The 21,830-nt window shown below is 28.4% G+C and carries 20 protein-coding genes and 1 pseudogene; 19 read left to right on the forward strand and 2 right to left on the reverse strand.

The genetic code is table 11. From position 1 onward, the window contains the following. Nucleotides 1-152: 152 nt before the first annotated feature. From IQC44_RS10490 to IQC44_RS10505, 4 genes and pseudogenes are all read left to right on the forward strand, one after another. Nucleotides 153-311 (forward strand): hypothetical protein, encoded by a 159-nt coding sequence (locus tag IQC44_RS10490; protein ID WP_198306315.1) that lies wholly within the window; start codon nucleotides 153-155, stop codon nucleotides 309-311. 137 nt (nucleotides 312-448) lie between these two features. Further along, nucleotides 449-1,498, forward strand: a pseudogene (locus IQC44_RS10495) (site-specific DNA-methyltransferase); the annotation flags it as partial. Continuing rightward, the gene (locus tag IQC44_RS10500) at nucleotides 1,491-4,064 is read left to right on the forward strand and encodes a DEAD/DEAH box helicase family protein (protein WP_198306316.1); all 2,574 of its coding nucleotides are present in this window, start codon (nucleotides 1,491-1,493) and stop codon (nucleotides 4,062-4,064) included. The pseudogene IQC44_RS10495 and the gene IQC44_RS10500, both read left to right, overlap by 8 nt. 79 nt (nucleotides 4,065-4,143) lie before the next feature. Continuing rightward, nucleotides 4,144-5,910 carry an ABC-F family ATP-binding cassette domain-containing protein gene (locus IQC44_RS10505; protein ID WP_198306317.1) on the forward strand — a complete coding sequence of 589 codons (1,767 nt, stop codon included), beginning with the start codon at nucleotides 4,144-4,146 and terminating at the stop codon, nucleotides 5,908-5,910. 13 nt (nucleotides 5,911-5,923) lie between these two features. On the opposite strand, the gene IQC44_RS10510 is transcribed toward IQC44_RS10505, so the two are convergent. Continuing rightward, nucleotides 5,924-7,528 (reverse strand): YcaO-like family protein, encoded by a 1,605-nt coding sequence (locus tag IQC44_RS10510; RefSeq protein WP_198306318.1) that lies wholly within the window; start codon nucleotides 7,526-7,528, stop codon nucleotides 5,924-5,926. Between the two features lie 345 nt (nucleotides 7,529-7,873). Here IQC44_RS10510 and IQC44_RS10515 point away from each other — a divergent pair, with 345 nt between their 5' ends. The 15 genes from IQC44_RS10515 to IQC44_RS10585 all read left to right on the forward strand — a co-directional run bounded on the left by IQC44_RS10515 (nucleotide 7,874) and on the right by IQC44_RS10585 (nucleotide 21,547). After that, complete coding sequence (locus tag IQC44_RS10515; RefSeq protein ID WP_198306319.1) at nucleotides 7,874-9,919, forward strand: ATP-dependent helicase; 2,046 nt, start codon at nucleotides 7,874-7,876, stop codon at nucleotides 9,917-9,919. A gap of 11 nt (nucleotides 9,920-9,930) precedes the next feature. After that, complete coding sequence (locus IQC44_RS10520; protein WP_198306320.1) at nucleotides 9,931-11,115, forward strand: cation:proton antiporter; 1,185 nt, start codon at nucleotides 9,931-9,933, stop codon at nucleotides 11,113-11,115. 213 nt (nucleotides 11,116-11,328) lie between these two features. Then, nucleotides 11,329-12,663: a sulfite dehydrogenase gene (gene soxC, locus IQC44_RS10525; RefSeq protein WP_198306321.1), complete on the forward strand. Its 1,335-nt coding sequence runs from the start codon at nucleotides 11,329-11,331 to the stop codon at nucleotides 12,661-12,663. Beyond that, nucleotides 12,632-13,819 carry a c-type cytochrome gene (locus tag IQC44_RS10530; RefSeq protein WP_198306322.1) on the forward strand — a complete coding sequence of 396 codons (1,188 nt, stop codon included), beginning with the start codon at nucleotides 12,632-12,634 and terminating at the stop codon, nucleotides 13,817-13,819. The genes soxC and IQC44_RS10530 overlap by 32 nt, the downstream gene beginning before the upstream one ends. A 10-nt stretch (nucleotides 13,820-13,829) precedes the next feature. Further along, entirely contained in the window at nucleotides 13,830-14,180 is a 351-nt protein-coding gene (gene soxX / locus IQC44_RS10535; protein WP_198306323.1) for a sulfur oxidation c-type cytochrome SoxX, read from the forward strand. Nucleotides 14,181-14,195: 15 nt separating this feature from the next. Next, complete coding sequence (soxY, locus tag IQC44_RS10540) at nucleotides 14,196-14,648, forward strand: thiosulfate oxidation carrier protein SoxY (protein ID WP_198306324.1); 453 nt, start codon at nucleotides 14,196-14,198, stop codon at nucleotides 14,646-14,648. 55 nt (nucleotides 14,649-14,703) lie between these two features. Next, complete coding sequence (gene soxZ / locus IQC44_RS10545; protein ID WP_198306325.1) at nucleotides 14,704-15,009, forward strand: thiosulfate oxidation carrier complex protein SoxZ; 306 nt, start codon at nucleotides 14,704-14,706, stop codon at nucleotides 15,007-15,009. A gap of 34 nt (nucleotides 15,010-15,043) precedes the next feature. Further along, entirely contained in the window at nucleotides 15,044-15,958 is a 915-nt protein-coding gene (soxA, locus tag IQC44_RS10550) for a sulfur oxidation c-type cytochrome SoxA (RefSeq protein ID WP_198306326.1), read from the forward strand. 11 nt (nucleotides 15,959-15,969) lie between these two features. Next, the gene (locus IQC44_RS10555) at nucleotides 15,970-16,392 is read left to right on the forward strand and encodes a hypothetical protein (protein ID WP_198306327.1); all 423 of its coding nucleotides are present in this window, start codon (nucleotides 15,970-15,972) and stop codon (nucleotides 16,390-16,392) included. Nucleotides 16,393-16,579: 187 nt separating this feature from the next. Continuing rightward, nucleotides 16,580-18,346: a thiosulfohydrolase SoxB gene (gene soxB, locus IQC44_RS10560; RefSeq protein WP_198306328.1), complete on the forward strand. Its 1,767-nt coding sequence runs from the start codon at nucleotides 16,580-16,582 to the stop codon at nucleotides 18,344-18,346. 76 nt (nucleotides 18,347-18,422) lie between these two features. Further along, nucleotides 18,423-19,220 (forward strand): thioredoxin family protein, encoded by a 798-nt coding sequence (locus IQC44_RS10565; protein ID WP_198306329.1) that lies wholly within the window; start codon nucleotides 18,423-18,425, stop codon nucleotides 19,218-19,220. Next, nucleotides 19,217-19,666 carry an MOSC domain-containing protein gene (locus IQC44_RS10570; protein WP_198306330.1) on the forward strand — a complete coding sequence of 150 codons (450 nt, stop codon included), beginning with the start codon at nucleotides 19,217-19,219 and terminating at the stop codon, nucleotides 19,664-19,666. The genes IQC44_RS10565 and IQC44_RS10570 overlap by 4 nt, the downstream gene beginning before the upstream one ends. After that, nucleotides 19,659-20,099, forward strand: coding sequence for a DsrE family protein (locus IQC44_RS10575; RefSeq protein ID WP_198306331.1), 441 nt, complete (start codon nucleotides 19,659-19,661; stop codon nucleotides 20,097-20,099). The genes IQC44_RS10570 and IQC44_RS10575 overlap by 8 nt, the downstream gene beginning before the upstream one ends. 12 nt (nucleotides 20,100-20,111) lie before the next feature. Next, nucleotides 20,112-20,888: an alpha/beta hydrolase family protein gene (locus IQC44_RS10580; RefSeq protein ID WP_228286330.1), complete on the forward strand. Its 777-nt coding sequence runs from the start codon at nucleotides 20,112-20,114 to the stop codon at nucleotides 20,886-20,888. A 335-nt stretch (nucleotides 20,889-21,223) separates the two neighbouring features. After that, a complete protein-coding gene (locus IQC44_RS10585; RefSeq protein ID WP_198306333.1) occupies nucleotides 21,224-21,547 on the forward strand; it encodes a type VI secretion system ImpA family N-terminal domain-containing protein in 324 nt (107 codons plus the stop codon). 15 nt (nucleotides 21,548-21,562) lie between these two features. Here the strand turns inward: IQC44_RS10585 and IQC44_RS10590 are convergent. Next, the coding region (locus tag IQC44_RS10590; protein ID WP_198306334.1) for a transposase at nucleotides 21,563-21,830 on the reverse strand (268 nt) is incomplete at its 5' end.

Here is a 21,830-nt window from a genome sequence, read left to right on the forward strand (position 1 = left end):
AATTACATCAAGGATTAGCTAAAAAAAGAAAGATAAAACTTATAGATGAATATCTAAGTAACTATAATAAAAAATGATAATTTAGCAACCCATTTTTTTCATTAAGCCAAAAATTTGATGATGTTGTTCTAGCTTTTCCACATAAAGATTGTGTGCTTGAAGGTGGGCAAACAAAAGATGATGATAAAAGAAAAGAAGTTTTTTATAATGAAATACTAAGTAGCAGTGAAATAGATAGGCTTTTTGAACCAAAAGTTTTGACAAATATAAAAAGATATAGTAAAGAAAAGATTGAAAAAATCCTACTATAAAAGAAGATGATAATCTGATAATAAAAGGAAATAATCTTTTAGCACTTCATAGCCTAAAAAAGAAGTTTGCAGGGAAAGTAAAGCTGATTTATATTGACCCACCATATAATACTGGAAACGATAGTTTTAACTATAATGACAATTTTAATCACTCAACTTGGCTAACTTTTATGAAAAATAGACTTGAAGTTGCAAAAGAGTTTTTAAGTGATGATGGTTTTATTATCGTACAAATAGATGATAATGAACAAGCATATCTGAAAGTTTTAATGGATGAAGTATTTGCTAAAGAAAATTTTAGAAATTCAATATATTGGCATAGGACTTATGCAGGAAAAACTGTTTCAAAAAATTTACCTTGGAATGTCGATATTCTTCATTTATATTCAAAAAATATACTAACAAATATTAACAATGTAACAACATTACTTACTGAAAAAGATATTAAAGCATATAATAAAGATGATAATGATGGAAGAGGTAAATATAGTACAGTAAGTTTACAGAAAACAGGAAATCCAGGTCCACAAACTACATATGATTACATTGATAACTTTGGAAAAACTTGGAAATGCCCTGCTAAAGGTTGGAGGATGAAAGAAACTAAATTAAAAGCACTAGAAAATGATAATAGATTATACATAAATGGTAATACAATGAGAGAAAAGTATTATTTGGAAGAAAGAACTAAAATTGGGAAACAAATAGATAATTTTTGGGCTGATATTGGTAATTTAAATAGAAGTAGTGATAATATATGTGGTTTAAGTGGGCAAAAACCAGAAACATTAATTGAAAGAATTATTAATTTATCAACAAAAGAAAACGATTTAGTTATGGATTTTCATTTAGGAAGTGGCACAACTTGTGCAGTTGCACATAAAATGAATAGAAGATATATAGGAATAGAACAAATGGACTATATAGAAGATATTGCTGTTGAACGACTAAAAAAAGTAATAGATGGCGAACAAGGTGGAATTTCAAAAGCTGTAAATTGGAGTGGTGGTGGAGAGTTTGTTTATGCAGAACTAAAAACTATTGAGAATTTCAAAAATAGTGAAATAGGAAAACTAAATAAAAATCTTCAGTATCTTCCAATAAGTGAAATAGAAGATGAAACTTATAGTATTTCAAAAGAAGAAATAGCAATTAATAAAGCTTTTTATGGAATAGAAAATGAGTGAGATACTTTTTAAAGAGATTGAAACAGGTATTGAATTTCTTAAAAATAGGGGATATTGGGAAAGTGAATTACCAAAAAGTATTTTAGAAAATATAAAACAACCCTTAAGAGATTATCAAAAAAAAGCCTTAGAAAATTTTATATTTTATTGTGAAGATAAACATTACTCAAAAATAGAAAACAAACACTTACTTTTTCATATGGCAACTGGAAGTGGAAAAACCAATATTATAGCTTCTACAATTTTGTATCTATATGAAAAAGGTTATAGAGATTTTATATTTTTTGTAAATACTCAAAATATTATCACAAAGACAAAAGATAATCTTTTAAACAAATACTCACAAAAATATTTATTTAAAGAAGATATAAAAATAGATAATAAGCAGATAAACATAAATGAAATTACAGATACATTTGATGTATCAAAAAAAGATGATATAAATATACTTTTTACAACTATAAACAAACTTCACGGAGATTTAGAAACGACTATAAAAGAGAACTCTATAACTTATGCTGATTTTGAAAATAGAAAAATAGTTTTAATAGCGGATGAAGCACACCACTTAAATGCAAATACAAAAAGCTTAAAAGATAGTGAAAAAGATTGGGAAACAACTACAAAAAATCTTTTAAAATCAAACAAAGAAAATATACTTTTGGAGTTTACAGCAACTCAAGATTTAAGCGATATAAATATAGCTTCAAAATATAAAGACAAAATAATCTATGATTATGCACTCAAAAAGTTTAGAGATGATGGATATAGCAAAGATATAAAACTAATAAGTGATAATTTAAACGATATTGAAAGAATGCTTCAAGCAGTGCTAATAAGTGAATATAGAAGAATTATTGCAAATGAAGTTTTAAAAAAGGTTATAAAGCCTGTAATTTTGTTTAAAACTGTTAGAAATACTGAAAATATAGATACTATTTATGAAGAATTTATAAAGCTTGTAGAAAATCTATCTAGCAAAGATATAGAAAATATTTTTGAAAAATCAAGCTTGGAAGTTATAGTAAAACTAAAAGAGAAAATAACAGATATAAATAGTTTTTTAAGTGCTATTAAATATGGATTTAAAAAAGATTCTTGTTTGGTAATCCACTCAAAAACCAAAGATAAAGAGGAAAAATTAAAATATCTAAATAGTTTAGAAGATGTAAATAATCCAATAAGAGCAATATTTGCAGTTGATATTTTAAATGAAGGTTGGGATGTTTTAAATCTTTTTGATATTGTAAAACTTGATGAGATGAAGAAAAATACAAGTAGCACAATAAGTGAAGCCCAATTAATAGGGCGAGGTGCAAGATATTTTCCATTTGTTTATGAAGATTATGATAAATATAAAAGAAAATTTGATAAATATCCAAGCGAAGAGGCAAAGATACTTGAAGAGATGTATTTTCATAGTATAAATCAAAGCGAATATATAAGTGCTATACGAAAAGAGCTTGTAAAGATTGGGCTTATTGATGAAAATGAAGATAACTATAAAACAGTAGAATTAAAGGTAAAAGAGCAGTTTTTAAATAGTGATTTGTACAAATATGGATATATTTTTACAAATAAACAGATAAATCAAGATAGGATAAAGATAAATACAATTAGTGATTATATAAATTCATATAAAACTCAAAAATTCAAAATAGATAATCAAAGCAGAGAAATAAAAGTTTATGATGAAGATGATGAAGTGGTGCAAGATAGCGATTTTAGGTTTACAGCAAAATTTAAAATAAGTGAAATTGACAAAGATATAGCAAGAGTTGCTATAAATAAAAAACCGTTTTTTTACTTTTCAAATCTTAAAAAATACTTTCCAAATTTAAAAAGTATAGATGAATTTATTGGTAGTACCAACTATTTAGGAGATATAGAGTTTGTTTTTCATACTTCAAAAGAGTTTTTGCTTGATGATGAGATAAAAATAGAGTATATTTTAAAAGTTTTAGAAAAATTAGAAAAAGAGATTTTGAAAAATAGTAATAGCAAAATTGGAAGTTTAAAATTTTATCCACATAGAATAAACCTAAAAATACCAGCAAAAAAACTACTAAAACAAAAAGATAGTAGTGCCAAAATATCAAGAGTTGAAGATTGGTATATTTTTGAGCCACACGAATGCACAACCGAAGAACAACATTTTGTAGAGTTTATAAAAGGCGTAATTCCAAACTTACAAGAAAAATATAAAGATATAAAACTAATAAGAAATGAAAAATCATTTGAGATTTATAGTTTTGATAAAAAAACAGATGGAGCAAGATTTGAGCCTGATTTTATCTTGCTTTTAGAAGATAATAAAAAAACCATTCATCAAATATTTTGCGAACCAAAAGGAAATCACTTAGTAGAGTTTGATAAATGGAAAGATGATTTTTTAAGAGATATTACAAAGTGTACAAATGACAATAAGATTTTACTAGAAAGTATTAATAACGATGGTTTAGAGCTGTATGAGAGTAAAAGTTATAAGATTTTAGGACTACCTTTTTACAATTTTAAAGATGAAGATAGTTTTAAAAATGAGTTTTATAGTTTGAGTAAAATCTAAAATAACCAAGCTATAACAAAAAATATCCTATAATCTTGCCTTAAAAATTCCAAAAACAAAGATAAGAGCAAAGAGAAAAATGATAGAGCTAATAAATATAAAAAAATCATACCCAACACAAACTTTATATCAAGATTTAAACTTACGACTAAACAAAGGCGATAAAGTAGGGCTTGTAGGAAGAAATGGTACAGGAAAATCAACACTTTTTAAGCTTATTTTAGGAGAAGAGCAGCCAGATAGTGGAGATATTGCAAGACCTAAAAACTATAAAATAGGTGCTTTGAAGCAGTATTTTGATTTCACAGAAAAAACTCTACTAGATGAAACAGCTTTGGCTCTTAGCGAAGATGACAAATACAATATCTATAAAGCAGAAAAAATTCTTTTTGGGCTTGGATTTAGTGAAGATGACTTACAAAAAGAGCCAAAGAGTTTTTCAGGTGGTTACCAAATAAGAATTAACTTAGCAAAACTTCTTTTAACAGAGCCAAATATGTTGCTTCTTGATGAGCCTACAAACTATTTGGATATTTTATCAATTAGATGGCTAAGAGAGTTTCTAAAAAGCTTTGATGGAGAGGTTATTTTAATCACTCACGATAGAGATTTTATGAATAGTGTTTGCACTCACACGATGGGAATTATAAGAAGAGATGCATTTATAGTTCAAGGAAGCACACAAAAATTCTTTGAGCAACTAGCAGCAAATGAAGAGCATTATGAAAAGCAAAAAATAGCACAAGATAAAAAAATAAAAGATTTAGAAGAGTTTATAGCAAAAAATAAAGCACGTGCAGCAACAGCCACTTTGGCTCAATCAAAAGTAAAAATACTTGAGAAAATGGATATTTTAGAAGATATTGAGTATGAAAAAGATTTAAGATTTGATTTTAACTACAAAGAGAGTAGTGCTAAATTTTTACTTGAAGTAAAAGATGTAAGTTTTGGATACGATAAAAGCAACTTACTTTTTAAAGATATAACTTTTGCACTAAGTCGTGGTGAAACTTTGGGAATTATTGGGAAAAATGGAAAAGGAAAATCAACACTTTTAAATGTACTTGCAGGTGAATTAAAAGCTCTTAGTGGAAGTGTAGATTTTCATCCAAGTACAGTTTTTGGGCATTTTGGACAAACAAATATAAATCACTTAAACCAAAATAATACAATAATAGAAGAGATACAAAGTGTAAATAATAAAATTCCAGAACCAGTGGTGCGAAATATTTGCGGAATTATGATGTTTAGCGGAGATAATGCAAAGAAAAAAATCTCACTTCTCTCTGGTGGAGAAAAATCAAGAGTAATGCTAGGAAAAATCATAGCACAAGATGTAAATCTGCTTTTCCTTGATGAGCCTACAAACCACCTTGATATTGAGAGTATTGAAGCACTTACAAATGCTATAAAAGAGTTTCAAGGCTCTAGTATAATTGTAACTCACAGTGAAGAGTTGCTTAGAGCCACTTGTGATAGGCTTATAGTTTTTACAAATGATGGAGCAGATTATTTCAACGGAACTTATGATGAGTTTTTAGAGAAAATAGGTTGGGGCGATGATATAAATGATGTAAAACCCACAAAAACTTCAAACTCAAAAAATGATGAGATAAAAAAAGATAAGCCAAAGATAAATAAAAAAGAGAGTAAAAAGCTAAGAGCTGAATTGGTAGCCAAAAAAAGCCAAGATTTAAAACCACTAAAAGCAAAACAGCAAGAGCTTGAAAATAGTCTAAGTAGTGTAAAAGACAAATCACAAATAGAGAGTGAAATTTTAGATATTATGCAAAAAATGGAAGATATAAACAGAGTTTTTGAAGAGAAAATGGCAGAATTAAGTTAAAAAAAGAGTAGTTTTACTCTTTTTTACTTTTTATATCAAACATATTTAAAATAGTTTTATACGAAGATGCAAACTCTAAAGATATAAGAGAGCTATCACCTTTAACTATTTGAAAAGCTTTTTTTACCTCTTGTTCTCCAAAGACATCACAAAGAGCATCTTTATAATCCTCTAAATCTAAATCTTGTTCGTAGGCTCTTAAGATTTGTGCCAAAAGATAGTTGAAGCTTTTATTTGATTGTTCAAGATAGAAAATAGCCTCTTCATACTCTTCTAATTTTATTAAAATATCAGCTTTAAACTCAGCTAAAGTGAAATCATTTTTAAAAATAACTCCGATAAATGCCCCAATATATACAAAATCATCAAAGCCATTTAGTTCATCAAGTAACTCTTCATATTCATAATTATCTTTATTTAAGATAAAATCTCTTATTAGTTTTCCTTGATTTTTGTTGTTATAAATCAAATCTTCAAGAGGATAAATTTCAGAGAAATTTGGAACTATCATTTGACAAGAGTAAAACCCCAAATAGTTATATTCTCTTAAATATATCTCTTTATCTTCTTTTTCTAAAATATTTTTTAAACTTTCAAATTGTAAGGTAGAATTTTCTACTTCAAATTCCCAAGGAGTGTATGAAAAATCTTTATTTTTATTCAAAAATTGTAGTCCAACTTTTGCATTTGAATCCACAAAATGAGATTCTAAATTAGAACTTGAACAAATCTCTTCTTTATCAAAAGTTGGTCTTTCAAAACTATCAAGTTCATTTATCTCTCTTCCTTGTAAAAGCTCAGTTAAAGTTCGCTCTAAGCTTACTTCCAAAATAGGATGACTTCCAAAAGATAAAAATAGTGTGTTGTTTTTTGGATTTATAAAAGCTATTGCAGTTACTGGATAAACTCCACCTAAAGAGGCATCATAAACTTTTATTTTGTAGCCATTTTCTTCTAATGCTTTTATATCTTCAGATATTTTATAAAAACTTTCTATTACACTTTTTGGAAACTCTGGAAGAGATAAACTCTCTTTTAAAACTTTTATTTTTACATTTCTTTCAAAAATCTCACAAAGAGCTTGAACTTTCGCTTCATTTGGGCTATTCCCTGTTGATAAACCATTACTTGCATATAAATTTGCTAATAAATTTATAGGAAAAAATTCTATCTCTTTTGTTGTTTGATTTACAAAAGGCAAAGATACTATTTTATCAAAACTGTTTGAGTTGAAATCTAAGAAATCAGTTTTTTCAACATCTTTTAAATTGTAATATTTTTTTAATTTCTTGCTTAAAAACTCTTCATTTAAATTAAACTCTTTTTGATCAGCAAAAAATTTTCTATTTTCTAAATAAAAATCATTAAAATATAAATTTGTCTGTAATCTTTCGATAAATTCTCCATAAGCACTAGCTAAACAAGAGTCCAAAAGACTACCTTTCCCATTTGAAAATATAAAATTATTTGCACCTTCAAGGCTTAAATTTATTGAAAAGCTATTTTTTACAGGATTTTTTTCTTTTGATAGTTTTACTTTTAGCCCTAAATTGTCTATTATATCTTTTAATTTTTTTATTGATGTTTCAAGTGGAGCATCTTTTGATAATATTTGCATTTTTTCTTCTTTCTTTTATTTTTACGAAGTATAGCCAAAAAAAATCATCAATAAAGAGTTTATTTTTCATAAATTTTAAAAAATAACAATTTTTTTAAGTTATCATTAATATTCTATTAATCTTTTTTATATATAATTTCAACATAAGTAAGTTAATTTATTAGCTTATTTATAGAAAATATTTTTTTAAGATAAGTTTCTTAAATAGATAATTTTTATGTTTCCTTGTGTATGAAGAGAGTCGCTTCCCCTAGGCGGCTCTCTTTTTTTATCTCTTTTTAACTCCCTTTATACTACTATTTCAAAATGAAATTACCTAATAAACTAAAAATATAAGCCTTCTTTATGCCATTATCAAACCTAAATCAAGAACAATTAAATGCCGCAACTTGCCAAAGTGGATATAATTTAATAATTGCTAGTGCAGGAACAGGAAAAACATCAACAATTGTTGGAAGAATTGCACATTTAATAAATAGCGGAATAAAACCAAAAGAGATTTTATTACTTACATTTACAAATAAAGCTGCTGTTGAGATGATAAATAGAGTTTCAAAAATCTTTTCAAAAGAGATTGCAAAAGAGATTATGGCTGGAACTTTTCACTCTGTTTCATATAAACTTTTAAAAGAGTTGGAAGTAAATATCACTCTAAAACAACCAAATGAGCTTAAAACACTATTTAAATCTATTTATGAAAAAAGAGTTTTTATGGATAGAAATGAGGAAGCAAATCCTTATGATGGAGGATATTTATATGATATTTACTCTTTATATTTAAACTCGAATAATAGTGAAGATTTTACAACTTGGATAAAAGAGAAAAGCCCTGCTCACGAGAGTTATACACTTATTTATGAAGATGTTATTGATGAGTTTAATACTTTGAAAAAAGAGTATGGATATGTAAATTTTGATGATTTATTAACAACAATGCTTGAAGTTTTAAAAGATAAAGATTTTTCTTTTAAAGAGATACTTGTAGATGAATATCAAGATACAAATCCACTTCAAGGGCGACTTTTGGATGCTTTTAGACCAAAATCTCTTTTTTGTGTTGGAGATTATGACCAAAGTATTTATGCTTTTAATGGTTCTGATATTGGAATTATCTCTACTTTTGCAAAAAGATATGATAATGCAAATGTATTTACACTAAAAAGAAACTACCGTTCTACAAAACCTATTTTAGATTTAGCTACAAAAGTTATTGAGTTTAATGAAAGAGTTTATCCTAAAAAATTAGAAGTTGTAAGAGCTGAAAACACTCATCAACCTAAACTTTTAGTTTTTAATGAGCTTTTTTCTCAATATGAATATATTTCTCAGCTAATATCAAAATCTTCAACTCCTCATAGTGAAATTGCAATAATTTATAGAAATAACTCAAGTGCAGATGGAATTGAAGCCAATTTAAGAGAGTTTTCAATTCCTGCAAAAAGAAAAGGTGGAATGAGTTTTTTTGATTCTGTTGAAGTTAAATTTCTTTTAGATGTTTTGGTCTTACAAATCTCAAACAATGATATGATGGCATTTATTCATATACTAGAGCATGGAAAAGGAATAGGAAAAGCAATAGCAAAAGATATTTTTGATGCACTTATAAAATTGGGAGATGGAAGTTTATTAAATGGATTTTTCTCTTTCAATCAAAGTATAAATAACCCTTACGAAAGTAGGGCAAAAAATCAGCAACTTGGACTTTTTGATGATTTTATGGAGCTTGGAAGTATATCTAAATTTAAAGATTGTAATTTTGAAGAAGGATTTTTATCAAATCCAATACTAAAACATCCAAAATTAGGAGTTGATGGAGCAAAATATATTTATGATATTTATCTACTTTTTAAACAGTTAAGAAGAACGAAAAACCCAGAAAATCTTCTCTCTATGATAAGTTCATCAATGGCATACTCAAAAATAAAAGATATGTTATCAACAAAAAGAGCAACACAAAAAGATGGTGAAATAAATCCTATCCAAAAAACAAAAGCTTTAGCAAAAATAAATAGAAAAGCTATGTTACTTAAAAATTTAGCTAGAAATTTTTCTGATTTATCAAAATTTATAAACTCTATGATTTTGGGTGGAAGCGAGTTAAGTGAAGGCGATGGAGTAAATCTTCTCTCAATTCATGCTAGTAAAGGTTTGGAGTTTAAAGAAGTTTATGTTATTGATTTGATGGATGGAAGATTTCCAAATAGAAAGCTAATGAGTAAAGGTGGAAGTCTTGAAGAAGAGAGAAGACTTTTTTATGTTGCAGTTACAAGAGCTAAAGATATTTTATATCTATCTTATGCAAAATATGACAAAATAAAAAAATTAACTTTTGTGGCAAGTCCGTTTCTAACAGAAGCAGGAATGCAAACTAATAGTGAGCCAGAAGAGTAAAATAGGATAATATGGAAAAAATAGTTTTAATAATAACGGTTTGTATGATAATTATGTCTGCTCCAATCTTTGCAAAAATTTTCAAAATACCCGTGGTTGTTGTAGAGATAATTTTAGGTTTATTATGTGGATATTTAGGGCTTATTTATGATGATGAGACTTTAAAATTGGTTGCTAAATTTGGATTTATTTATCTTATGTTCCTAGCAGGTTTAGAGATAAATTTCAAACTTGTAAAGGTTATAAAAGCGACACTTGCTGTTAATGTTATTTTATATTTTGTTTTACTATATACACTTTCTGGTGCTGTTTGTTGGTTTTTTAATTTAGGGCTTACATACTTTGTTGCACTTCCTATATTTTCTTTAGGAATGTTAATGATGCTAATAAAAGAGTATGGAAAAGATGAGCCTTGGCTAAATCTTGCTTTATCTATTGGTGTTGTTGGAGAAGTTATTAGTATTTTAGCCTTGACTTTGTTTGGTGGATGGACTGAATTTGGATTAAGTAGTGGATTTTTTACATCAATTTTTACAATTTTTGCAGTTGTTATTGTTACTATTTTGCTTCTTCGTTTTTCTTATATGATTTTTTGGTGGTTTCCTGAAGTTAAAAAATATTTAATTCCAGATAATGTTGATGATAAACATGACCAAGATATAAGATTCTCAATATCTTTACTTCTAATTTTAGTATCAATTATGCTTATTTTAAAAATAGATGTTGTTTTAGGAGCATTTACAGCTGGGCTTTTCTTTAAAATGTTTTTTAATCAAAAACAGGAGTTATTGCATAAAATAGAGTCTTTTGGATTTGGTTTTTTTGCTCCAATTTTCTTTATTTATACAGGTTCAACTGTAAAACTGGAAATGGTGACTTTTGATATTTTACAACATGCAATATTTATTATGTGTACAATTATTTTTATTAGATTTGTTAGCTCTTACCTTGTTTTCTTAAATTATTTAAAACCAAAACAAACTGCACTTTTTGCTTTAAGTGATTCTATGCCACTTACTTTTATGGTTGCAATTGCAATGCTTTCGTATAACTATGGTTTAATTTCTCAAGATGAATATTTCTCATTTATAATTGCTAGTATGCTAGATGGTTTATTGCTTATGATATTTATTAGAAAACTATATAAATTCTTCAAGTTAGATATAAAACCAGATACAAAAATAGTAAAAAGATAGTTAATATAAGCTACTCTTTTTATTATTATAATTAAATAAAATCAATCATTTTTTTCTTGGTAACAAATGCTATTTTTATGCTATTTTAGTGTGTATTTTTGTAATTTTCTTATAAGAAAAATTAATATTTTAAGTTCTATTTTAACTTATAAAATCTATAATGTAAATGACATTAGTATTAAAAAAATAGTCAAAATTTTATAGGAGGTTAGTTTGGATAGTAGTAAAGCTTTAAAAACTACAAAAGAGTCATCTGTTGTAGAAGCTACAAGTAGAAGAGATTTTTTCAAAAAAACTGCTATTTACTCAGCTGGTGCCTTAAGTGCTGCATCTGTCTTGTCACCTGTTTCTCTAAGAGCAGATGACCCTGCAATAATAAATGATGCACCTTGGGGACAAAAGTTAGGTGATGTGGTAAATAAAAACCCTTACGGATTACCATCTGTTTATGAGCATAATAATATAAGAAGAACTCACGATTTATTATCTTCAGGTGATGCTTATGCATCTATTTCTATGTGTCCAATCCATGAATCTGAAGGAATAACAACTCCAAATGGGCTATTCTTTACTAGAAATCATGGTGGAACTGCACAAATAGATCCGAATGAATTTAGATTAATGATTCATGGAAAAGTAAAAAGAGAAGTTGTTTTAACTTTGGAAGATATAAAAAGATACCCAAGTGAAACTAGAACTTATTTTATTGAGTGTCCTGCAAATGGAAGTCCAGAGTGGAGAGCACCACAATTTAATAGCTTACAGTTTATGAAAGGTATGATGAGTTCAGCTCAATGGACTGGAGTTATGCTAAAAACAATATTAGATGATATTGGGCTTGAAAAAGATGCTGTTTGGATGTTGGCTGTTGGAAGTGATAATGCATCAAATCCAAGAACAATTCCAGTAGAAAAAGCTCTTGATGATGTTATGGTTGTTTGGGGACAAAATGGAGAGGCTTTAAGACCTGAACAAGGTTATCCAATTAGACTTGTTGTTCCAGGTTGGGAAGGAAATTTAAATACTAAGTGGTTAAATAGACTTGAATTTAGTGATAAACCTTGGCATGCAAAAGAGGAGACTTCAAAATATACAATGCTTCAAAAAGATGGAAAATCTATTAGATTTTTCTGGGTAAATGAAGTGAATTCTGTAATTACTAAGCCCTGTCCAGAAAAACCATGGACACACCTAAAAGCTGGTGATATGGTTGAAATTGAGGGTATTGCTTGGAGTGGACATGGAACTATTAAAGGAGTTGATATATCTTTTGATGGTGGAAATAACTGGGTTGAAGCTAAACTTAAAGGTTTAGTATTACCAAAATCGTGGACAAGATTTTCTTATATCTATAAATGGGATGGAAAACCTCTATTCTTATCAAGTAGATCATATGATGACTTTGGAAATATACAACCAACTATTGATGAAGAGACTAAAGCTGTTGGTGTAGAGAGTGTTTACCATAGAAATGCAATAGTTACTTGGGAAATTACTGAAAAAGGAGAGTGTAATAATGTTCACATTAGAAAACATCACAAAGCTTAAAAATACTGTTTTAAGTATTGGTTTAGCTACTTTTTTGGTAAGTTCAGCACAAGCAGCTAGTAATTCATCTGTTGATGGAGCTGTTAAATATCCAATTAAAGATGGAAAATATACACAATACCATGTAAATACTCAAAGCTTTAAAGGTTTTAATATAGGAAGAGATGCTACTCCTACAGAAATTGCGGCTTGGGATTTAGATATAATGTATGATGGTACAGGATTACCAGAATTTGATATGAAACATGGGAAACCAGTTTTAGATGAAGATGGAAATCCTAAAAAAGCACAAGGTAGTGTAGAGTTAGGAAATGAACTTTATGATGCTCAATGTGTTATGTGCCATGGAGACTTTGGAAGTGGTGGTAAAGGTTATCCTAAACTTGCTGGTGGAACTGTTGAAAGTTTAAAAAATCAAAGATTAAATCCAGCAGATGATGAACCAAATCCAGAAGCTCCAGATAAGACAATTGGTTCATTTTGGCCATATGCAAGTACACTTTTTTGGTATATCCAAGAGTCAATGCCATTTAATGCACCAAAAACTTTATCAAATAGTGAAACTTATGCACTTACAGCATATTTACTATCATTAAATAATATCACTATTGATGGCGAAGAGTTAGATGATGATTATGTTTTAGATAAAGAGAAATTCCTAAAAATCGTTATGCCAAATGCAAATGGTTTTTACCCTGAAACAAATACAACTAATAAGCCACAAGTTGGTGTTGAAAATATGACTAAACTTTTAAGTGATCCTAAAATATATGGTAAAGGTACTAGATGTATGAAAGATTGCGTAAAAGGTGGAGTTGATAACTTGGTTCTTAGAATTCAAGATGATTTATCAAAAGGTTCAAATGAACCACTTTCAACAGCTAGAGATTTACCAACAGTTGATGCAAGTAAGTCAGTACCTGGTCAAGCTGAGTATGAAAATGCTGGATGTTCTGCTTGTCACTCAAATGCAGCAATAGGCGCACCAGTTGTTGGCGATAAAGATGCTTGGGCAAAAATTCTTGAACATGGTTTAGATACAGTATATTCTAACGGAATAAATGGTATAAATGCTATGCCACCTAAGGGCGGAACTGATTTAAGCGATGAAAAGTTTAAAGAAATCGTTGATTATATGATTAATTCTAGTAAGTAAAGGAGAGATTATGAGTGTACTAAAGAGAACGGCAGCTGTTTTTGCTCTTTGTTCATTATTTGTTGTTGGTTCAAATGCCAATGATGAACTAATAAAAAAGGGTGAAAAAATTTTTATGACAAATACAAAAGGTAACTGTTTGGCTTGTCATGCGGCAAATGGAAAAACTATTGATGGACCAGGAAATATGGGACCAAAATTAGAAAATTTAGCATTATGGCCTGAAGAGGCTTTATTTGATAAAGTTTTTGACCCATCAACTGGAAATCCAGTTACATCTATGCCTGCATTTGGAAGAAATGGTTGGTTAAGTCCAGATGAAATTAAAGCAGTAGTTGCTTATTTAAAAACAATAAATTAATAAAAAGGATGAATTATGTTAAATAGAAGAAATTTTTTAGGTTTAGGATTGGGAGTATTAGCAGCTGCTACAGTTCCTTCACAATTAAGTGCTGAAGATTTTAGAGCAAGTAAGCCAAAAGCTTGGACTGCAACAAAAGTTGATGATGCAATTAAAGAAATTTTTGGAACAAGTGCTACAACAGAAGGTGGAATTAACTTAAAAGCTCCAGAAATTGCTGAAAATGGTGCAGTTGTTCCTGTATCTTTTGATACAGAATTAAAAGCAAGTAAAATTGCAGTATTCCAAGATGCAAACCCAGAAAGTGCAGTTGCTGTATTTACTGTAAATGAAAATATGGTTTTAGATTATGCATTTAGAATTAAAATGGCAAAAACAGGTAAAGTAACAGTTGTTGCAGAAGTTGGTGGAAAATTACATTCAGTTACAAAAGAGATTAAAGTTACAATGGGTGGATGTGGAGGTTGATATATTCAACAATTCACAAAAAATAATTAAAATATAAAATAAAAAGGATATTAAAATGGCAAGTACAAAAATTAAAGCAAAAATAGATAAAAATGGTGTATGTGAAGTTAAAGCTTTAGCATCTCATGAAATGTTAAGTTATCAAGAGGCTGAAAGAGCTAAAAAAGAGGCAAACTTTATTACTTATGTAATTGCAAAAGTTGGAGATAAAGTTGTATATGAAGCATCTACAAGTCAATTCTTATCAAAAGACCCATACTTTAAATTTTCATTTAAAGGTGCAAATGTTGGAGATGAGTTAGTATTTACTTGGACAGATTTAAAAGGTAATACTGATACAAGTAGCGAAAAAATCAAATAATTTTGATAAAAAAAAAGAAAAAAGGAGAGATAACATGTTTTCTACAATAGTTAAATCTACTACATTTTTAATATTTGCAGCTAGCTCATTAGCTGCTGCAAATTTTAATGCAGGAGCAGAAAAAGATAGACTTGAAATGATTAAATATTTTGAGACAAAATTTGAAGATCCAGCAAAAAATTTAAATAGATTTTTTCCATACTCAAATGAAGAAGAGTTAGCAACAAAATATGAAAAAAACTTAAAACATATGGATTTTAATATTGGGTCTTATGCTTATGCAAAAGATGCAAAATTTCAGTATGATGAATTAAAAGAGATGCCACCTTATGAGTATGCAATTGAAAAAGGTGAAGAGTTATATACTAAAAAGTTTGCAAATGGTAATTCATTACAAACTTGTTTTCCTGATTTAACAAATGCAGGAACATATCCTTATTTTGATGATAAAACTCAAAAAATGGTATCTTTAACTTCAGCAATTAATGACTGTTTAAGAGCAAATGGTGAAAAAGAGTGGGGAACTAAAAAAGGACCTATGGCTGAGTTTCAAGCTTATTATGTAAATGAGAGTAAAGAAGCTGGTAAAAATTTTGATATAAAAATTCAAAGTGAAGCTGCAAAAGCTGCTTATGAAAGAGGCAAAGAGTATTATTATACTCAAAGAGGTTATTTAAAACTTTCTTGTGCTACTTGCCATGTTGAGGGTGCAGGTAAAAGAGTTAGAAATGAAATCTTATCTCCTTTAATAGGACAAGTTACACACTTCCCTGTTTTAAGATTAAAATGGACAGATATTGGAACAGTTGAAAGAAGATTATCTGGTTGTGTTTTAGACCAAGGGCAAGTTCCACCAAAAGATGAGAGTGAAGAGATGAAAGAGTTACTTTATTTCTTAGCTTATATGTCAAACGAAATGCCAGTTGATGGTCCAGATGTAAGAAAATAAAAGGATTTATGATGAAAAGTATTTTAAAAATTACAGCAATTTCTGCAATATTGTCTTTATCTCTTACATCTTTAGGAGCTGAAGATTTTTTACAACTAGATGTTAAAAAAGAGTGTGATGTAAAAGCAAATGGTGTAGAAAAAGTTATTCAAACAGCTGAAAAATATAATAAAATAGCAAAAGAACACAAAGTTGAATTCATGAGACTTGGTATGAAAGCTAGTCAATATATTGAAGCTACACAAGAGGCTTTAAAAACAGGAGCTAAAGAGATAGCTATAGTAGATGAAAAAGCAAAACCAACTGGAGAGATGGTTTCTATTGAATTTGCTGCTTGGAGATCTTGTAGCTTTGCAATTAGTGCTTTAACTCAAGAAGCTCAAGGGAAAGAGACTTGGAAATTATCAAGCCCTAGCGATGGATATAAGTATTAAGAAAAGTCTTAAGTTATTTTAAAAAGTCAAGATTTTATCTTGGCTTTTTTTATTTATAAAGGCTTCATTCTTGAAGCCACTTCAGGTTTTTGCTACTTTTTAGGAGATTTTATATCTCCGTTGTAAAAAGTAGTTATAAAATGGACGGTTCCCTTTTTAAATGGGAACTATTTAAAAAGGATACAAAATGAGTAAATTAAGTAGAAGAGAGTTTGTTTATATGATGGCAGCATTAGGTGCAGCTCCTATATTTGCGAACTCTCATACAAGAATGACAGATACTTCAACAAAACTTGAAGATTACTATAAATTAAAACCATTTGGAAATGCAAGATTTATACATATGACAGATTCTCATGCACAACTTTTACCAGTATATTTTAGAGAACCAAGTGTAAATTTAGGATTATTTGGAAATTTAGGAAAACCACCTCATATTGTTGGGGATAAATTTTTAGACTATTATGGAATTAAAGGAAATAAAAGACTTGAATATGCATTTTCTTGTGTAAACTTTGAAGAACATGCAAAAGTAATGGGGAAAACTGGCGGTTTTGCTCAAATTAAAACTGTAGTTGATTTTTTAAGAGATAGTTTTGGTAAAGATAAAACTCTATTCTTAGATGGTGGGGATACTTGGCAAGGAAGTGCAACATCTTTATGGACTAGAGGTAAAGATATGGTTGGTGCTTTAAACCTTCTTGGTGTTGATATTTGTGTTGGACACTGGGAATTTACTTATACAGCTGAAGAAGTTTTAGAAAATGTAAAAGCTTTAAATGCAGAATTTTTAGCACAAAATGTTTTTGTTAAAGAAGATGCGTTAATGAATGATGCACCAGCATTTGATGAAGATACAGGACATGCATTTAAACCATATACAATTAAACAAATGGGTAATGCAAGAGTTGCAATAATTGGACAAGCTTTCCCATATACAACTATTGCAAATCCACAAAGATTTATTCCTGATTGGACTTTTGGTATTTATGATGATAGTATGCAAAAATTAGTTGATCAAATAAGAGAAGAAGAGAAACCAGATGCTGTAATCGTACTTTCTCACAATGGTTTTGATACAGATAAAAAAATGGCAGAAGTTTGTACAGGAATAGATTTTATTATGGGTGGACACACTCACGATGGTGTTCCTGAAGCAGTTCCTGTTACAAATCCAAAAGGTGTAACTTATGTTTGTAATGCAGGTTCTAATGGTAAATTCTTAAATGTTCTTGACCTTGATATTGCTAATGGAAAAATTAAAGATTTCAAATTTACACTTCTTCCAATTTTCTCTGATTTAGTTCCTGAAGATAAAGAGATGAAAAAATATATCGAAGATGTAAGACTTCCATATTTAAAAGAATTAACAAGACCAATAGCTACAACAGAGGAGACTTTGTTTAGAAGAGGAAACTTTAATGGTTCTTGGGATCAAATTATTTGTGATGCTTTACTTGAAGTAAAAGGTGCAGATATTTCTCTAAGTCCAGGTTTTAGATGGGGAACATCTGTTATGAAAGGTCAAACAATAACTTTTGATGATTTAATGACACAAACAGCTATGACATATCCTGAAACTTATGTAAGAGATATGAAAGGTAGTGATTTAAAAGATATTTTAGAAGATGTTGCTGATAACTTATTTAATGAAGATCCATTTTATCAACAAGGTGGAGATATGGTAAGAACAGGTGGAATTTCTTATAAAATAGATCCAAAAGCAAAAATGGGAAGTAGAATTTCTGATATTGTTTTAACAAAAACAGGAGAGAAAATAGATGCTTCTAAATCTTATAAAATCTCTGGTTGGTCAACTGTTGGAGCAAAATCTGAAGGTGAGCCAGTTTGGGAAACAGTTGAAACATATTTAAAAAATGTAAAACATATTTCAAACTTAAAAGTTGATACTCCTGATATTGTTGGAGTAAAAGGTAACCCTGGAATTATTTGATAAAAGGCACTCTTTGTGCCTTTTTTTCATTTAAAAGATATTAAAAAATGTTTTTTTAATGGAAAAAGGAGATTTTATGAAGCTATTGTTTATATTTTCAGTGTTTATTTTAAACTTATTTGGAAATAGTTATGAAGATGGGAAAAAGGTTTTTATAGAAAAATGTTCTTCTTGCCATAAAGAGTATATACCTTTGTCTTTAATAAAAGAGAACTATTTTGAAAAAGACAATAGTTTATTAAATCTAAAAACTCCTACTGCAAATATGATTGTGTGGGCTATGATGGATGGACCAAATAGGATTGGTGACCCAAATGAGCCAGATATTCAAATCTTAGAGATAGAGAAGTTTTTAAGAGAGTATTTAGAAAAACCAGATAGATTTAACTCTATTTGCGATGATACAGTTATGAATTATTATGATAATAAACCTAGTATGAAAAGTGAGTTAGAAGATGAAGATTATATAAATCTTAGTTACTACTTCTTGGAATATAAAGAGAATTTAAAAGAGGATATTGTAGTAAAAGAGCCTATTTTTAAAGCTGAAGAAGAGAAGAAAATTTTAGAAAGAGCAACAAATGAAAACAAAAAAATTATAGTTTATGCCACTTCAAAAACTTGTTTCTTCTGTAAAAAAATGGATAGGGAAGTTTTATCTTTGGATGAAGTTAAAAAAATTAGTGATGAAAATTATATTTTTATAGAAGTTGATATGGAAAATTCATCTTTGCCTTTTTCTTTACAAAAAGAGTATAAAAAGATAACTCCTAGCTTCTTTATTGTGAATAGCAGTGGTATTATGGAAGCAAATTATCCAGGTTCTTGGTCTAAAAAAGATTATTTAGATATATTGAAAAAGAATATAAAATGATTGTAGGGAAAGTATTAGATACTTTTAGTGCAAGAACAAAAGAGAGTTCTATGCCAAGACCAAGAGTTGAAAATCTTAACTTAATCAAAGATTATGGAATAGAGTTTGATAAGTTTGCAGGAAAAAACTTGGAACAAACAGTAATGATTGTTGGAATAAACTCTTATGAATTGGCAAAAAGTAGAGATATAAATATAGTATATGGAACATTAGGAGAAAATATTTTATTAGATTTTGATCCACATAAATTTGATATTGGAACAAAATTTGAAATAGGGGATTCTGTAATCGAACTAAGTTCAATTTGTACTATTTGTAACCATTTGACAGCTTTTCATAATCATTTACCTCGGCTTTTAAAGAATAATAGAGGTGTTTATTGTAAGATTATTAAATCTGGTATTATAGAAAAAGATATGTTAGTAAAAAGGATAGAAAATGTTTAAAAAATTATTTTTAGTTTTATGTTTAGTTGGTTTTTTATTTGGTGAATCAAAATTTAGTGAGCCAAAACCTAGTTTTGATAACCCAAGAAAGGTAGTTTATTCACTTCATTCTGGAGATGTTGATACAGTTAGTCATACAGTTGGTTCTATGTACAATATCTTAAAAGAGTATCCAGCAGAAAGTTTAAAAATTGTAGTTGTTGCTTATGGAAAAGGGCTTAGAGCTTTGAAAAAAGATGCTGATAAAACTACACTAGATAGAATAAAATCTCTTATGGAGTATGATGTTGAGTTTATTGCTTGTAGAAATACGATGGAAACTATGAATTGGACAGAAGCAGATTTTATAGATGATATTTCTTATACTCAAGCTGGAATTGTTGAAGTTATTGAGCGACAAGTTGATGGATATATAGGTATTACAGCTTATTAAAAAGGAGAAATGATGAAAAAGATTTTACTATTAACTGGTTTTTTATTTGCAAGTTCACTTTTTGCAAATGTTTCTAAAAGTGATTGTGAAAATAGAGGTGAAGATTTTGTTTTTGCAAAAGGTGAGTGTATCAATTTTAAAACATTTGAGGGTGAAAATAGTGGTTTAACTATTATAGTTCATGGAACTTGGGATGAAGGAACAGATATTATTGCTAGATATTCACCTTTTGCAGAAGATATTGCAATGAGTAGTGATGTTACAACTTTAGCCATTGCACTTCCAGGATATTCAAAAAGTTCTTCAAATCATCTTAAAGCTATTGGTTCTAAAGAGGTGAAAAATTTAGCTGCAAAAAAAGAGTATGCTGAATTCTTTGTTGAGTTAGTAGAAGCTTTAAAAGAGAAATTTGATAGCCCAAAAACAACAGTTATTTCTCATAGTGCTGGTTGTATGCTAAGTGCGACAGCTATTGGATTGAAGCCAAATTTAGTTGATAATTTGGTTTGTGCTGGTGGAAATTATGATATTCATAAAAAAGTTCCAGATGATAAAAGTTTAATTAGTGCAGTTGATGTAGTAGATAATATCTCAAAAGATACAAAAATAGCTATTGTTTATGGAACACAAGATGATATATCAACTCCTCAAATGAATAAAGATTTTTATGAATTAGCAAAGAAAAAAGGCTTAAATGTTGAACTTATTGAAGTAAAAGATGCTCCACATATGGAACTTGAAATGACAAAAGAGGCAAAAGATTATATAAATAAACTTCTTGAAGATTAAGACATTTCGTAAAATAGTTTATGGAGCTTTATAAAGCTCCATAATATATAAATTATAAAGCTTCTTAACTTTCTAAAAAATAGTAGAAATCAAAATTTACACTCTATTAAGTCCATATTTAAGGGATTATGATTTTATATTTCGGTGTCTCATCTTATTGATTATCACATATTATCTACAATTTCTATTTTAATCTTTTAAAAATATTATAGCTACTAAAAATAAATTAAAATAATTGATTTAGATATATTTTAATAATAAAATATTATATAAATAAATAGATTTAAAGGAATAAAATACTAAAATCATATTTAATTTTTTTTATTTAGGTAATAATGGTAAGAGAATCAATTTTAGAAGAGTTATTTGGAACTATTGTTGGAAAAGATTGTAAGTATGAAGATAGATACTTACAAGTTGAGTTAGAAATAGATAAAATTTCAAGTGTTACGCAAGAAATGTGTAATTTTAGACAGATAATTGAAAACTGTGAATATTTGCTTTCTAATGAGACAAAAGATTTTAAACTTGCTTCTTGGTGGTTTTATGCAAATTTTAAGATGAATGATATAAAGGGGCTAGAATATTCAATAGATTGTTTTATAAACTTTATAGATAAATTTCATACATCATTCTACCCAAAGTTATTACTCCCCTAATAAATAATCTGAATTTTAACTTGCATATTTAACCTTTGGATGTTTAAAAAAATTAGCTACTTTTTGTGGATTTTTTTGAAGAGATAACATATATTTTTCTGTATTATTACGTAGTTGTTTTTGACTTGTTGGTAATTCATATTTATTAGCACTTTGTTTGTAATCTTGATTTAAATATTCATCTGGGTTATAATCTGGTGAGTATGCTGGAAGATAAAAGAGTCTAATATATTTTGCATTCTCTTCTTCCCAAGCTTTTACAAGTTTTGCATGATGTACTCTT

Origin of the sequence: Arcobacter vandammei (assembly GCF_016106035.1) — a bacterium.
GTDB classification, from domain to species: Bacteria; Campylobacterota; Campylobacteria; order Campylobacterales; family Arcobacteraceae; genus Aliarcobacter; species Aliarcobacter vandammei.